Below are 15,228 nucleotides of genomic sequence, written 5' to 3'. Positions count from 1 at the left end.
GTAGCCGGTAGCCGGTAGCCGGTAGCCGGTAGCCGGTAGCCGGTAGCCGGTAGCCGGTAGCCGGTAGCCGGTAGCCGAGAGTATGAGGGGGGAATCCCCCCTTTGAAACTAAACCGGATTCAGGATCGCCTTCACCTGATCGGGAGTCAGTGATATACCGAAGAAGTCATGATAAAAATTAGTAACTTCATAGTTCATGTCGATGCCGCTGAAACGCGCCGGATAGAGCGTTTTCGCCAGCCACAGAATTTGCAGCGCGGACGGGTCGCGGCTACAACGGGCAATCCGCAGCGCTGAACGGAGAGAGGAAGCGAGGATAAGCCCGCAGGACGCGGGCGCAAGGCTCGGTCGGCACACGGATGTGCCGTCTGAGCCGGTCCGACAGGCTGACGAACGCAGTGAAGGCACCGCGAAGCGGCGCGAGGACCGCCAGTCGTAGCCGCGACCCGTCCGCGCAGTCGCCCTAAGCACCTCAAGCACCTCAAGCACCTCAAGCACCTCAAGCACCTCAAGCACCTCAAGCACCTCAAGCACCTCAAGCACCACGGTGCCAGACAACAAACGGGAGGCATATACACCCGCCTCCAAACCGCCGAAAAAACTACGCCCGCGTCAGCTGCGCATCATACAAATGCGCATAACGCCCCCGGCGCTCCAGCAGCTGCTTATGGCTGCCCTGCTCCACAATCCCGTTATCGTCCACCACAATAATTCGATCGGCATTCTGAATCGTCGTCAGACGGTGGGCAATAATCAGCGACGTACGCCCTACCGACAGCTCGGACAGCGACTGCTGAATCGCCTGTTCGGTGGCCGTATCCAGCGCCGACGTCGCCTCATCCAGAATCAGGATCGGTGGGTTCTTCAGGAACACGCGGGCAATCGAAATACGCTGCTTCTGACCGCCGGACAGCTTCACGCCGCGCTCACCCACAATCGTATCCAGACCATCCGGCAAACTGTTGATCAAATCCGCCAGACGCGCACGGGTTGCCGCCTGCCAGATCTCCTCTTCCGTCGCGTGCAGACGACCATACGCGATATTCTCGCGAATCGAACCGCCGAACAGGAACACGTCCTGCTGCACAATCCCGATCTGACCGCGCAGCGACTGCTGAGTCATATCGCGAATATCCAGACTATCTACGCGAATCGCACCCTGCTGCACATCATAAAAACGCGGCAGCAGCGAGCACAACGTGGTTTTACCCGCCCCGCTCGGCCCGACAAACGCCACCGTTTCACCGGCGCGGATAGTCAGATTCAAATCCTTCAGCACCGTCGAACCAGCGCTGTAGCCAAAGGTGACGTTATCGAACTCGATATCGCCCTTCAGCTCGCTGACCACGCGTGCATTCGGCTTATCGGTAATATCCGGCGCGGTGTTCAGCAGCTGGGTGAAGCGGCGGAAACCGGCAATCCCTTTCGGATAGCTCTCCATCACCGACGAAATCTTCTGCACCGGACGGAAGAACACCTCAACCAGCAGCAGGAAGCCGATAAACCCGCCGTAGCTCAGCTCACCCTTCAGCACGTACCACGTGCCCGCGACCATAATCACCAGCTGAACCAGACGGGTGCTGAGATAGCTCAGCGTCATGCTGGCGGTCATAATGCGGTAGGCCTGCAGCTTGGTGGTTTTGTAGTTCACGTTATCGCGGGCAAACAGCTTCTCTTCCTGATGCTCATTGGCAAACGCCTTCACCACGCGCACGCCGCCGATGCTCTCTTCGATACGGGCGTTGAAATCACCGATCTGTCCAAACAGCTTGCGCCAGGTATTGGTCATCTGGCTGCCGTGTCGGCTGACCAGCCAGGTCATCGACGGCACGATAATAATGGTCATCAGCGCCAGCGGCATATGTACCGTCGCCATCAGAATAAAGGCACCAATAAAGGTCATCACCGCAATAAACAGATCTTCCGGGCCATGGTGGGCGATCTCCCCCACTTCTTCCAGGTCTTTGGTGACGTGGGTAATAATGTGGCCGGTTTTCACGTTGTCGTAATAGCCCAGCGACAGCTTCTGCAAATGCTGGAACGCCTGCTGACGCATATCGGTTTCAATCCCAACACCCAGCGCGTGCCCCCAGTAGTTCACCACCGCCATCAGCCCGGTATTAATCAGGTAGATCGCCAGCAGTGCCACCGAAGCCACAATAATCATCACCCAGTCCTGGGCAGGCAGCAGCTTGTCAATAAAGGCACGAACCGCCATCGGGAAGGAAAGCTCCAGCAGCCCGGCAAGAATGGCGCAGCCAAAATCGAGCAGAAAAAGCTTCTTGTAAGGTACGTAATAACTAAAAAAACGCCTAAGCATAACTCCCTCAATATTCACTATAATTTTTTAATGCCGGACGGCGGGTGCGGTAAAATGAGGCGGAATTATAACATTGTGCGGGAATACCAAGTCGTTTAATTACGCAGTAAAAAATGTAGGGATTAATTTCAACATATTCCCGGAGAATTAACCGGGAATAATCTCAGCGCGAGTAATACGGGGGGCCGACCAGGCTTATGCTTCCCGGTTTCGCAAAGGTCGGAAGACATAATCATAAAGCGCCGAGAACTGGGTGAACCTTTTGACTAACGCTTCAGAAACGGTGCGATGAAGATCATCCTGTAAAAAGCCTATCGCCGTGGCGTAGTTTTTCGGATGGAAGAAAGCTTTGTCGTACACCATCACCGTGCCTTCCCAGGTCAGGGCAGGCTGGCCGTTCGGCTGAGGCAGGCTGAGAAAGTTAGCTTTATGGTACGCCTTGCCGTGCATACCCAAATAGGTGGTGCGCGAGTCGTACTCTTTTTTATTCACCAGCCGGCAAAACTCATACGGTGAATCGTACTGCGGCAACGAGAAGTCCGGCCCCAGAAGGTTTATATCGCCCGACATCCCCTCAATCGCCACTGTCACATTGATCTTATCAAACAGGAAATCGAAGTTACTCGATTTGGCAAAGTCGATATGAATTCTGAAGTTGTCAGATTTAACGGCCCAGCAGTTCAGAAAGCCCGCCAGCAGCACGTTAAAAACCTGCCACTCGCTCATCTTCTTTTCACCGGCCAGGCTACGGAACCGGCTGACGATCAGCTTTGACTTCGGGTGCATGAATAAGGTGTAAAGTGGATCGCTGGAGCTTAGCACTTCCATCATTCAGCCCTTCATCTCAAAATCGCCTTAACAGCCGAGCACCTTAGCATTTTCCCTTAAAACATCACAGCGCCTGCGCGCAGGCCCAGGCCGAACTCCACGCCCACTGGAAGTTATAGCCCCCCAGCCAGCCGGTAACGTCCACCACTTCACCAATAAAGTACAGCCCCGGTACGTCACGGGCTTCCATGGTTTTGGATGAAAGCTGCGTAGTATCCACGCCGCCCAGGGTCACTTCGGCGGTACGATAGCCTTCGGTGCCGTTTGGCTGCACGCGCCACTGGTGCAGCGTGGTCACCAGCTCGCCCTGCTGGCGGCTGTTGAGCTGCTTCAGGGTACATTCCGGCACATAGCCCAGCAGCTGCAGGCACTCGACCAGCCGCTTCGGCAGCAGTTTCGCCAGGGTATTTTTCAGGCTCTGGTTCGGGTGCTGATTACGCTCTTCATTAATAAACGCATCGATATCCTGCTGCGGCGACAGATCGATGGTGACAAACTCACCCGGCTGCCAGTAGCTGGAAAGCTGAAGCACCGCCGGGCCGGACAGGCCGCGGTGGGTAAACAGCAGCGCCTCTTTAAACACCGTGCCGTCTTCCGCCGTCATCACCGACGGCACCGACACGCCGGAGAGCGTCTGCAACTGTTCCAGCAGCGGCTTGTGCAGGGTGAACGGCACCAATCCGGCGCGGGTCGGGAACACTTTAAGTCCGAACTGTTCGGCAATTTTATAGCCAAACGGCGATGCGCCCAGTCCCGGCATCGACAGACCGCCGCTGGCAATCACCAGTTTTTCCGCCTGCACCTCAGCGCCATTCAGCTGAAGCGTATAGCCCGAATCGCCACGCACCACGGACATCACTTCGCTGCGCAGCCGCAGCGTTACGTTCCCCACCTCGCACTCTTTCAGCAGCAGATCGACAATCTGCTGAGCAGAATCATCGCAGAACAGCTGGCCGAGGGTTTTCTCATGCCAGGCAATGCCGTGGCGGTTCACCATATCGATAAAATCCCACTGCGTATAACGCGCCAGTGCGGATTTACAAAAATGAGGGTTGTGCGACAGGTAGGCCGCCGGTTCGGTATAGAGGTTGGTGAAGTTGCAGCGGCCACCGCCGGACATCAGGATCTTGCGACCGGCCTTTTTGCCATTATCAATTAACAGTACGCGAAGCCCTTTCTGGCCCACCTGCGCCGCGCAGAACAGGCCCGCAGCACCCGCGCCAATTACGATAACGTCATATTTTTCCACTGCTCACTCCGGCACTGCCCGACAAAAACGCTGATTGTAGAGAGTTGGCGAGAGGGATGCCAGCATCAGGCGAAACCTCAGCGGAAACAATTTGTAACCTAATGATTTAACATAGTTTTATTAGGGTATTGTCACTATAGTGACACATTAATGTCAAAAAAAGTCTATATTTCACTTTCCCCCAGTGCGGTTTGTCGCTGATAATGCGCCGCGTTCATGTCCTCCAAAATGGCGTAACGCTTATGCTACATCTATTTGCTGGTCTTGATTTTCATACCGGCTTGTTACTGGTTCTGGCTTTGTTGTTTGTATTGATTTATGAAGCGATTAACGGCTTCCACGATACAGCCAACGCGGTCGCAACCGTGATCTACACTCGTGCAATGCGTTCGCAGTTAGCGGTCGTCATGGCGGGGGTGTTCAACTTCTTTGGTGTACTGTTGGGCGGCCTGAGCGTAGCTTATGCCATTGTCCATCTGTTACCCACCGATCTGTTATTGAACGTTGGATCGGCTCACGGGCTGGCGATGGTCTTTTCCATGCTGCTTGCCGCCATTGTATGGAACCTCGGAACCTGGTATTTTGGGTTACCGGCTTCCAGCTCCCACACCCTGATTGGTGCCATTATCGGTATCGGCCTGACTAACGCATTGCTGACCGGAACCTCGGTAGTTGATGCGCTGAACGTGCCGAAAATGATTGGCATCTTTATGTCATTGATTATCTCGCCGATCGTTGGCCTGGTCATTGCTGGCGGCCTGGTGTTTCTGCTGCGTCGCTACTGGAGCGGCAACAAGAAGCGCCTGCGTGTCCACATGACGCCGGCAGAGCGTGAAAAGATCGATGGCAAGAAAAAGCCGCCGTTCTGGACCCGTATCGCCCTGATCGTTTCTGCGATTGGCGTCAGCTATTCGCACGGTGCAAATGACGGCCAGAAAGGCATTGGTCTGATTATGCTGGTGCTGATTGGCGTGGCGCCGGCAGGCTTTGTGGTCAATATGAACTCCACCGGTTATGACATCGCCCGTACGCGTGATGCCGTTAACCATCTGGAGCAGTATTACCAGCAGCATGCCGCTTCGCTGACGCACATCATTCAGATGTCGCCACCGGCGATCCCGTCGCCGGAAGAAGTGCCGTCCGGTCCTAAGGAGTTCCACTGTGATGCCGCGCGCGCGCTGCCGGTTATCCAGCGTGCTCAGGGGCTGCTGAACGACCTGTCCAGCTACGATTCACTGACCGTTGAGCAGCGCAGCCATCTGCGTCGCATGCTGATGTGTATCTCGGATACGGCGGATAAAGCATCGAAGCTGCCGGAAACCGGCGCGGAAGATAAACGCTTCCTGACCAAGCTGAAAGGCGATTTGCTCAATACCATTGAGTATGCCCCGGTGTGGATTATCGTCGCGGTGGCACTGGCTCTGTCGTTGGGCACCATGGTTGGCTGGCGTCGTGTTGCCACTACTATCGGTGAAAAAATCGGTAAGAGAGGCATGACTTACGCTCAGGGAATGTCGGCGCAGATGACAGCGGCGGTCTCCATTGGTGTGGCAAGTTATACCGGCATGCCGGTTTCAACCACTCACATTCTCTCCTCCTCGGTGGCGGGTACGATGCTGGTTGACGGTGGCGGTGTACAGGGTAAAACCATTAAGAACATCCTTCTGGCGTGGGTCTTTACTCTGCCGGTGTCGATTGTTCTTTCCGGTGTACTGTACTGGATTGCACTGAAGCTGATTTAAGCCAGCGCGGCGGGGCTGCCCGTCACGCAAAAAGTGTAGAAAGCGGACTTCGGTCCGCTTTTTTTTATAGCTGCACCGCGCTCAATGCCAGATAGCCAGGCCAATCAGACTGATAACCACCAGTCCGCAGAGTGAACTGGTCAAAATAAACTGACCGCGCACGCGCTGACAGCGGCGGATAAACTCATCGTCATGATGATCGAGATAGCGCTGGGCCCAGATGTAGTACACCAGCCTAACCTGCTTACCCGGCTGCCCGTGCGAAGTAAAAAATCCCGCCCCATCGACGTACTGATACAGCAAGGGATCGCAACCGCGTAACACCACAAGCAAAGCGCGCAGCGAAGAGAAATAACGCGCCATATTCACCACACAAACGACACAAAGAGCCCAGAAAAGCGCGATAGTGCTGATCATGATCCCCTCCCGGCCATTTCACAGAAAACGTAAAGCGGGCAAGCCGCTGCGCCCTGCGATGGTTAAACTGCCCCTCTTATCGATATCGACCCGATACGGCTGTCAGCCGGATGAGTCGATAAGAAAGCGCTGACTGGCGCCTCTTATCAGTGTAGGAGATCTGCACAAAATTTTTCCAGCACTCTGTACGGCATCCGCGATAAACGGAGGAAAATTCATGTTGATCCTGTTCGCAAAGACCGCAGGCTGCCACAACATCTTTTAACAAATTTCGCTATACTTAATCGTATCCCGCATGTATCAGAACTTACGCGAAAAGGAGTATTCATCATGGCTTACAAACACATTCTGATTGCTGTTGATCTGTCGCCTGAGAGTAAACTGCTGGTTGATAAAGCAGTATCGATGGCTCGTCCTTATGATGCAAAAGTCTCGTTGATTCACGTAGATGTGAATTATTCCGATCTCTACACCGGACTGATTGACGTTAATCTGGGTGATATGCAGAAACGGATTTCGGAAGAAACCCACACCGCGCTGACCGAACTGTCAAACAACGCCGGTTATCCGATTGCTGAAACCCTCAGCGGCAGCGGCGATCTCGGCCAGGTGCTGGTTGATGCGATTAAGCAGTATCAGGTGGATTTAGTGGTCTGTGGCCACCATCAGGACTTCTGGAGCAAGCTGATGTCTTCTGCCCGCCAGCTGATCAATACCGTGCACGTTGATATGCTGATTGTGCCGCTGAACGACGAAGACGAAGATTAATACCGTTGTCTTGCAGAGGCCGGGTACGCCCGGCCTTTTAATTACCGCCGTGCTTCAATCCAGTCCTGAACTTCCACCACAAACGTCTCCGGTGCTTTGCAGTACATCTTCAGCGCCAGCTCCAGTATAGAGTGCTGTGCCAGCGACTCTTCCATACGCTGCTGCGCCATCTCCATCACCGAACGCACGCCGCAGATCCCCGAACAGGCCCACTCCGGCGGCGTTTCATCGAAAATGACCGTCCGCTGGCGGATCTCGCGGCAGGCAAAAACCTGTTTTTCGCCGTCAATGGCGTTCACCACGTCGAGCAGCGTAATGTTTGCGGCAGGCATCGCCAGCTGAAAACCGCCGCCCTTGCCTTCGCTGCTGCGCACCAGCCCCGCTTTTGACAGGCGGGTAAAGATCTTGGCCAGATAGTCGTACGGCACATTTTGCAGATCGGCAACCTCCCGCACGCTCATTTCACGCGCGTCCCCGCTGCTATCAACCATAAACATCAGGCTGTGAATGCCATACTCAACGCCAGAACTATAGAAAGCCATGTACTTATCTCAACCCCGTTAACTTGCGTTAGTGTAGCGTTTTCAGCACCACCTTGCGCACAAATCACCTTTGCCTTTTTAAACTACGACAAATATAATCCGAGTTAATAACCGTAACAAGAGTGACAGTAATATGCGTAAAAAGATTCTGATAGTCGGTGCAGGTTTCTCGGGGATGTGGTCAGCGCTGAGCGCCGCACGGCTGGCAGAGGGCAATGCCAACGTAGAAATTACCGTGATCGCCCCACAGCCGGAATTACGCGTGCGTCCGCGTTTTTATGAAAGCGCCGTGCGTTCGCTGGTCGCCCCTTTACAGCCGCTGTTCGACGTCACCGGGGTGAATTTCCTGCGCGGCACGGTCAGCCAGATCGATGCGGCGGCTCGCCGGGTCAGCTGGCGTGACGAATCCGGCACCGTGCAGCAGCAGGCCTGGGACCGCCTGATCCTGGCCAGCGGCAGCCACATTAATCGTTCGCAGGTTGCAGGCGTGGCTGAGCACGCGTTCGACCTTGACCAGCTGGAAAGCGCCGAGGTACTGGAGCAGCACCTTAACGGCCTGGCACAGCGCCCGAACAGCGCAACACGCAACACCGTCGTGGTCTGTGGCGGTGGCTTTACCGGTATTGAGATGGCGACCGAACTTCCGGCTCGCCTGCGTGAGATCCTCGGCGCGCAGGCGAAAACCCGCGTAGTGGTGATTGAGCGCGGCCCTCAGCCTGCCGCACGATACAGCGAGGAACTGCGCAATGTGATTATCGAGGCTTCCGCCGAGCTGGGCGTGGAGTGGAAGGTCAATGCGGAAGTGGAGCAGGTGACGGTGGATGGCGTGACGCTGAAAGACGGACAGACCCTTGCTGCACAGACCGTTATCTGGACCGTTGGTGTACAGGCCAACGATCTGACGGCACAGATTGATGCACCGCGTGACCGCCAGGGCCGCCTGCATGTTAACGCCCAGCTACAGGTCATCGGCCATGAAGATATTTACGCCACCGGCGATGTGGCATATGCCACCACCGACGACAGCGGCAACCACGCGCTGATGACCTGCCAGCACGCGATTCAGCTCGGTAAATTTGCCGGCAATAACGCGGCGGCGAGCCTGCTGGATATCGCACCGCTGCCTTATCGTCAGGAAAATTACGTTACCTGCCTCGATCTTGGCGCATGGGGCGCGGTCTATAGCGAAGGCTGGGATCAGCAGGTCAAGCTGACGCGAGCGGAGGCGAAAAAGCTGAAAGTGTCGATCGTCAGCGAACTGATCTACCCACCGGCAGCCGATAAAGCCACCGCGTTCAGGATCGCCGACCCGTTAGCGCCGTTTGTGTGATCGCAGCCTGACCCTCACGGGCTAAAGGCAAAAAAAAGCACAGCCCGGGTGCTAATCCCAGGCTGTGCCCTCTGTTCCGATCGCCCCGTTACGCTGTCAGCGGCGCATAAATATCAAATCGATGGCCTTTGGTGATCACCGCGTTCGGCGTGGCCACATCGGCCAACGGCGGCGCGTAGTCCGGGCGCTTCACGACGACCCGTTTAGTCGCCAGCTGACGTGCTGGTTGCAGTAGCCCGTCGGCATCCAGGTCCGGCCCCACCAGCGATTGAAACACCCGCATCTCTTTCTTTACCAGCGCGCTTTTCTGCTTGTGTGGAAACATCGGGTCAAGGTACACCACCTGCGGGCGCGGCGTGATATCCGTCAGCGCAGTCAGGCTGGAGGCATGCAGCAGCGTCAGCCGCTCGCGCAGCCACGGGCCAATCTCCGCATCGGCATAACCCCGCGCCAGGCCGTCATCCAGCAGCACTGCCACAACAGGATTACGCTCCAGCATCCTCACGCGGCAGCCCACGGACGCCAGCACAAACGCATCGCGTCCCAGTCCGGCCGTGGCATCGACTACATCCGGCAGATAGCCGCTTTTAATACCCACGGCTTTCGCCACCGCTTCACCGCGACCTCCGCCGAACTTGCGCCGATGCGCCATCGCGCCGCCGACGAAATCCACGAAAATGCCGCCGAGTTTCGGCTCGTCGCGCTTGCGTAGTTCAAGGTGTGTGGCGGTCATCACCAGCGCCATTACAGCACTGTCGTCATGCGTCAGCTGCCAGCGATCGGCCAGAATAGATAAGGCACCGTCTCCGGTGCCCGTTTCATCCAGTAAACAGATGTTCAAAACCGCTTATCCCTTGATGCCGTAGTGTTTCAGCATCGCATCCAGCTGCGGTTCGCGGCCACGGAAGCGTTTGAACAGCTCCATTGGCTCCTCGGAACCGCCGCGCGTCAGGATGTTATCGAGGAATGACTGCCCGGTTTCGCGGTTGAAGATCCCTTCCTGTTCAAAGCGTGAGTACGCGTCCGCGGCCAGCACATCCGCCCACAGATAGCTGTAGTAGCCTGCGGCATAGCCACCGGCAAAGACGTGGCTGAAGGCGTGCGGGAAGCGGCCCCAGGACGGCCCGGGTACAACCGCCACCAGTGCTTTCACCTCTTTCAGAGTCTCGAGGATCTGCGCGCCTATCGCCGGGTCGAACTCGGTATGCAGGCGGAAGTCGAACAGGCCGAACTCCAGCTGGCGCAGGATAAACAGCGCGGCCTGGTAGTTTTTCGCGGCCAGCATTTTTTCCAGCAGTTCCTGCGGCAGCGGCTCACCGGTTTCATAATGACCGGAGATAAACGCCAGCGCCTCCGGCTCCCAGCACCAGTTTTCCATAAACTGGCTCGGCAGCTCGACCGCATCCCACGGCACGCCGCTGATACCGGACACGCCCGGGGTTTCAATGCGGGTCAGCATATGGTGCAGGCCGTGACCAAATTCATGGAACAGGGTGGTCACTTCGTTGTGGGTAAACAACGCAGGCTTACCACCGAGCGGACGGTTGAAGTTACAGGTCAGATAGGCCACCGGCTTTTGCAGCGTGCCGTCGGCTTTGCGCATCTGCCCAACGCAGTCGTCCATCCAGGCCCCGCCGCGTTTGTGTTCGCGCGCGTAGAGGTCCAGATAGAAGCTGCCGCGCAGCTCGCCGCTTTCGTCGAACAGGTCGAAGAAACGCACGTCTGGGTGATACACATCCACATCTTTGCGTTCGCTGGCGGTGATGCCGTAAATACGTTTCACCACTTCAAACAGGCCGCTCAACGCGCGCTGCTCAGGGAAGTACGGGCGCAGCTGCTCGTCGCTGATGGAGTAAAGATGCTGCTTCTGTTTTTCACCGTAGTAAGTCAGATCCCACGGCTGCAGTTCGTCCACGCCAAACTCTTTTTTCGCAAAGGCGCGCAGCTCGGCCAGCTCCTGCTCCGCCTGTGGACGCGCACGTTTCGCCAGGTCGGTCAGGAAGTCGATCACCTGCGCCGGGCTTTCCGCCATCTTGGTCGCCAGTGATTTATGCGCGAAGGAGTCAAAGCCCAGCAGCTGGGCCAGCTCGTGGCGCAGGGCCAGCTCTTCGGCCATCACTTCGCTGTTGTCCCACTTCCCGGCGTTTGGACCCTGGTCCGACGCGCGAGTCGAGTAGGCACGATAAAGTTCTTCACGCAGCGCCTGGTTGTCGCAGTAGGTCATCACCGGCAGATAGCTTGGGATGTCCAGGGTCAGCAGCCAGCCCTGCTGTTCTTTCGCTTCCGCCTGCGCTTTCGCAGCGGCCAGCGCGCTCTCCGGCATGCCGGACAGCTCGCTTTCATCGCTAATCAGCTTGCTCCAGCCCATCGTGGCATCCAGCACGTTGTTGCTGTAGGTCGAGCCAAGTTCAGAGAGGCGTGCGGCGATTTCACCGTAGCGCTGCTGCTTCTCTTTCGACAGGCCGATACCGGACAGTTCAAAATCACGCAGGGCGTTATCCACCGCTTTTTTCTGTGCCAGATCGAGCGCGGCGTAGTGGCTGCCCTCTTTCAGATCGCGATATGCCTGGTACAACCCTTCATGCTGCCCCACCCAGGTGCTGTATTCCGACAGCAGCGGCAGGGTTTGTTCATAGGCCTGGCGCAGTTCCGGGCTGTTCTTTACCGAATTGAGGTGGCTGACCGGGGAGAACAGGCGGCTTAAACGATCGTCCACTTCTGCCAGCGGCTGCACCAGGTTATCCCAGCTGTAGGGAGCGCCCTGAGCCACGGCCTTCTCAACCGCCGCGCGGCAATCATCCAGCGCCTGAGTCACGGCAGGAACCACATGTTCAGGTTTGATGGCAGAAAACGGAGGAAGAGTAAACGAAGAGAGTAACGGGTTGGTCATAGCGCAGTAGTCCTTTAATCGGTGTAAGGAGCGCGTTTTTACGCACGATTTCTTTAACATGAGGCTAAGTGTAGCGAAAATCAATGGTTGCCAGCGTAACATCTCCCCTTCATCGGCTATCGGAGCGGCTTCTCACCGCACGTTCGGCTTTGCTGGTGCCGGGTCAACATTGCATACTCTTTCGCTTTGTTACGCCGTATTACTCATTTAAACAGGGAGTGAAATGATGTGGTTTTTGCTGGCGCTGTCTTTGCTGTTCTTGTCATTTAGTCTGCGCAGCTCACTGGTATTGTTGTTTATTGCTCTGGCAATAGCGATTATCGATCAAACGCTGCTGCCACCGGGCATTATTGCTCTTGGCATTATGTTCTCCATTGCCATTTGCTGGGGATATCCCCAGCGGCAAACGCCGTTTGCGCTACCGGGCGAGATCCTGCTGGTCGCCGGCGCAGTCGCGCTGGGGCTGCATATGATCCCGGGTTTTAATAATCAAATTGCGGCTTCAGGCGTGCAGGCCGGGCCACAGAGCCTGCCATTCACCTTCTATTTTAACCTTGATAAAGCGCTGATCCCGTTCCTGCTGCTGGGCTGCATGCCAACGCTGATCGCCCGTCCGTCACAGCAGCCTCAGAATCCGCTGTGGTGGCTGATACTGCTGCTGTCGATGCCTCTTCTGCTGTTAGTGGCAACCGTTTTCGGCGCACTGCGGGTGGAGCCTCATATTCCAGCCTGGATTGGTTCATTTATGCTGGCCAACCTGTTCTTCGTCTGCCTGGCGGAGGAAGCCCTGTTCCGTGGCTATATCCAGCAGCGCCTGAGCCAGCTGCTGGGCGACAAGCGGGCGTTAGTAATTGCCTCGGTATTATTTGGCCTGGCACACTTTTCTGGTGGACTGATGCTGGTATTTTTCGCCACGCTGGCGGGGGTGATTTACGGCCTGGCCTGGCTGTGGAGCGGGCGTCTTTGGGTGGCTACGCTGGTGCATTTTTCCTTTAATATGTTGCACCTGCTGTTCTTCACCTATCCTGTATGGCAACGCCTGCCGACCTGATATAATCGGCGCAATTCGTTCTCATGCTTTTTCCTGCATCCGTTGCTGTGCGCCGTTCTGTAGGGTAATCCGTGGGGTAATAATTGTAGAAAATTGATTCACCATCAATTAAAGCCGCATAAAATCAACAGGATAAATAATGCTCAGCTATCGCCACAGTTTTCACGCCGGCAACCATGCCGATGTACTTAAGCACACCGTACAAAGCCTGATTATCAGTTCGCTGAACGAGAAAGATAAACCCTATCTTTACCTCGACACCCACGCGGGCGCCGGTCGGTATCTGTTGAGCGGTGAGCATGCGGAGCGTACCGGCGAATATCTGGAAGGCATTGCCCGTATCTGGCAGCAGGACGATCTCCCTGCCGAGCTTGAGCCGTATATTAAAGCGGTCAAGGATCTGAACCCTAACGGCAAGCTGCGTTACTATCCGGGTTCTCCGCTGATTGCGCGCTACCTGCTGCGTGAATACGATAAATTACAGCTGACCGAACTGCACTCCAGCGATTTCCCACTGCTGCGCGGTGAGTTCCTGAAGGACAGCCGTGCGCGTACCGATCGTGCCGATGGCTACCAGCAGCTGAAAGCCAAGCTGCCGCCGCTGTCCCGCCGTGGTTTCGTGCTGATCGACCCGCCTTACGAGCTGAAAAGCGACTATCAGGCAGTCGTGAAGGGCATCGAAGAGGGCTATAAGCGCTTCAGTACCGGCGTTTATGCGCTGTGGTACCCGGTGGTGCTGCGTCAGCAGATTAAGCGCATGTGTAAAGAGCTGGAAGCCACCGGCATTCGTCGTATTCTGCAGATCGAGCTGGGCGTTCGCCCGGACAGCGATCGTTTTGGCATGACTGCGTCGGGGATGATTGTAGTTAACCCACCGTGGAAGCTGGAGCAGCAGATGAAGAATGTGCTGCCGTGGCTGGAAAAAGTGCTTGTGCCGTCCGGCACCGGGCATTCTAAGGTTGAGTGGATCGTTCCGGAGTAACTGCTGCGCCGCCGGGCGGATAACGCTCATGCATTATACGGTTGCTTTCCGTCCTGAAGACCGTTCCGGGATCACAGCGCTGACGGGGTAATGCCCCGCCAGCGCAGCCACTCAGCTATCAGATAGCACTCCAGCCACCGTCAGACAACAAACACCGCAAAATCATGCGCCATTTCCGTCGCCGGAAACACCGCCCGGCACTCATCCAGTAAACGCTCACAGTCATCCTGCAGATAGCGTGAACTCAGATGGGTGATAATCAGCCGCTTTGCCCCGCTCTCCTTCGCCACCCTGGCCGCCTGCACCGTCGAGGAATGCCCACGTCCGTTGGCTTTTTCTTCCATCGCCACTTCCAGCGTCGCCTCATGGATCATCAAATCGACACCGGCCGCCAGGTCGGTGGCCGCCGCAGTCGGCGCCGTATCGCCAAAGATGGCCAGACTGCGCCCCTTGATTACGCTGCCAATATAATCCCAGCCATTCACCACCCGACCATCATCGAGCGTCACGCTGCGCCCCTGCTTTAAATCGTAATAGTAAGGGCCGGGCAGATAGCCATCTGCTTTCAGCCGCTCCGCATCCAGCGCGCCGGGTTTGTCATGCTCATCAATCCGGTAGCCGTAGCACTCCACCGGATGCGTCAGCGGAAACGCGGTAACGCGGAACTGTTCGTCGTTACACACTTCTCCGGCAGTGATTTCAACAATCTCCAGCGGGAAGGTCAGCCACGACCCGCTCAGCTGCAGCGAGGTTTCCACAAAGGTCTTAATCCCCACCGGGCCATAAAGCGTTAACGGCTCGGTGGCACCGTTCATCGAGCGGCTGGTCAACAGTCCCGGCAGGCCAAAAATATGGTCGCCGTGCAGATGGGTGATAAAGATTTTCTCGATTTTCCCGGGCTTAATCGGCGTGCGCAGGATCTGATGCTGGGTCCCTTCCCCACAGTCAAACAGCCAGCTGCCACGGTTGCATTCACTCAGGTTCAGCGAGATGCTGGTGACATTTCGCTTACGGCTCGGGATACCGGCCCCCGTACCTAAAAACTGCAGTTCCATACGCTTTCTACTCCGTCATAGCGTTGTTTCCTGCGGCGGGCAGGAGAAAAGGGG

Annotated in this window: 14 protein-coding genes; 5 read left to right on the top strand and 9 right to left on the bottom strand. The window is 56.3% G+C overall.

Features of this window, described 5'->3' with window-relative positions:
- Window positions 1-108 precede the first annotated feature (108 nt).
- The 4 genes from AC07U6_RS02350 to AC07U6_RS02335 all read right to left on the bottom strand — a co-directional run bounded on the left by AC07U6_RS02350 (window position 109) and on the right by AC07U6_RS02335 (window position 4,397).
- The gene (locus AC07U6_RS02350; protein WP_494764784.1) at window positions 109-561 is read right to left on the bottom strand and encodes a hypothetical protein; all 453 of its coding nucleotides are present in this window, start codon (window positions 559-561) and stop codon (window positions 109-111) included.
- A gap of 40 nt (window positions 562-601) precedes the next feature.
- Window positions 602-2,320 carry an ABC transporter ATP-binding protein gene (locus AC07U6_RS02345; RefSeq protein WP_494761210.1) on the bottom strand — a complete coding sequence of 573 codons (1,719 nt, stop codon included), beginning with the start codon at window positions 2,318-2,320 and terminating at the stop codon, window positions 602-604.
- A 195-nt stretch (window positions 2,321-2,515) separates the two neighbouring features.
- Window positions 2,516-3,151: a hypothetical protein gene (locus tag AC07U6_RS02340; RefSeq protein WP_494761209.1), complete on the bottom strand. Its 636-nt coding sequence runs from the start codon at window positions 3,149-3,151 to the stop codon at window positions 2,516-2,518.
- Between the two features lie 61 nt (window positions 3,152-3,212).
- The gene (locus AC07U6_RS02335; protein ID WP_494761208.1) at window positions 3,213-4,397 is read right to left on the bottom strand and encodes a BaiN/RdsA family NAD(P)/FAD-dependent oxidoreductase; all 1,185 of its coding nucleotides are present in this window, start codon (window positions 4,395-4,397) and stop codon (window positions 3,213-3,215) included.
- 242 nt (window positions 4,398-4,639) lie between these two features.
- Here AC07U6_RS02335 and pitA point away from each other — a divergent pair, with 242 nt between their 5' ends.
- Window positions 4,640-6,139 carry an inorganic phosphate transporter PitA gene (gene pitA, locus AC07U6_RS02330; protein ID WP_494761207.1) on the top strand — a complete coding sequence of 500 codons (1,500 nt, stop codon included), beginning with the start codon at window positions 4,640-4,642 and terminating at the stop codon, window positions 6,137-6,139.
- Window positions 6,140-6,220: 81 nt separating this feature from the next.
- Here pitA and uspB read toward each other — a convergent pair whose 3' ends face one another.
- Entirely contained in the window at window positions 6,221-6,556 is a 336-nt protein-coding gene (uspB, locus tag AC07U6_RS02325) for a universal stress protein UspB (protein ID WP_314427108.1), read from the bottom strand.
- Window positions 6,557-6,886: 330 nt separating this feature from the next.
- Between uspB and uspA the strand changes: the two genes are divergently transcribed.
- A complete protein-coding gene (gene uspA / locus AC07U6_RS02320) occupies window positions 6,887-7,324 on the top strand; it encodes a universal stress protein UspA (RefSeq protein WP_494761206.1) in 438 nt (145 codons plus the stop codon).
- 41 nt (window positions 7,325-7,365) lie between these two features.
- Here the strand turns inward: uspA and AC07U6_RS02315 are convergent, their stop codons facing one another.
- A complete protein-coding gene (locus AC07U6_RS02315; protein WP_494761205.1) occupies window positions 7,366-7,866 on the bottom strand; it encodes an RrF2 family transcriptional regulator in 501 nt (166 codons plus the stop codon).
- Window positions 7,867-7,999: 133 nt separating this feature from the next.
- Between AC07U6_RS02315 and AC07U6_RS02310 the strand changes: the two genes are divergently transcribed.
- Complete coding sequence (locus AC07U6_RS02310; RefSeq protein WP_494761204.1) at window positions 8,000-9,196, top strand: NAD(P)/FAD-dependent oxidoreductase; 1,197 nt, start codon at window positions 8,000-8,002, stop codon at window positions 9,194-9,196.
- An 88-nt stretch (window positions 9,197-9,284) separates the two neighbouring features.
- Here AC07U6_RS02310 and rsmJ read toward each other — a convergent pair whose 3' ends face one another.
- A complete protein-coding gene (gene rsmJ / locus AC07U6_RS02305; RefSeq protein ID WP_494761203.1) occupies window positions 9,285-10,037 on the bottom strand; it encodes a 16S rRNA (guanine(1516)-N(2))-methyltransferase RsmJ in 753 nt (250 codons plus the stop codon).
- 6 nt (window positions 10,038-10,043) lie between these two features.
- Window positions 10,044-12,086, bottom strand: coding sequence for an oligopeptidase A (prlC, locus tag AC07U6_RS02300; protein ID WP_494761202.1), 2,043 nt, complete (start codon window positions 12,084-12,086; stop codon window positions 10,044-10,046).
- 226 nt (window positions 12,087-12,312) lie between these two features.
- On the opposite strand from prlC, the gene AC07U6_RS02295 reads away from it, so the two are divergent.
- Together AC07U6_RS02295 and AC07U6_RS02290 are read left to right on the top strand one after the other, a co-directional pair.
- The gene (locus AC07U6_RS02295) at window positions 12,313-13,137 is read left to right on the top strand and encodes a CPBP family intramembrane glutamic endopeptidase (RefSeq protein WP_494764411.1); all 825 of its coding nucleotides are present in this window, start codon (window positions 12,313-12,315) and stop codon (window positions 13,135-13,137) included.
- A gap of 139 nt (window positions 13,138-13,276) precedes the next feature.
- On the top strand, window positions 13,277-14,119 hold the full coding sequence (locus AC07U6_RS02290; protein WP_105595722.1) for a 23S rRNA (adenine(2030)-N(6))-methyltransferase RlmJ: 843 nt from the start codon (window positions 13,277-13,279) through the stop codon (window positions 14,117-14,119).
- A gap of 140 nt (window positions 14,120-14,259) precedes the next feature.
- On the opposite strand, the gene rnz is transcribed toward AC07U6_RS02290, so the two are convergent.
- Entirely contained in the window at window positions 14,260-15,174 is a 915-nt protein-coding gene (gene rnz / locus AC07U6_RS02285) for a ribonuclease Z (protein WP_494761201.1), read from the bottom strand.
- Window positions 15,175-15,228 lie beyond the last annotated feature (54 nt).

The organism is Erwinia sp. GW821-FHT03D09 (assembly GCF_059420805.1).
This window is presented reverse-complemented; position numbering and strand designations above follow the sequence as displayed.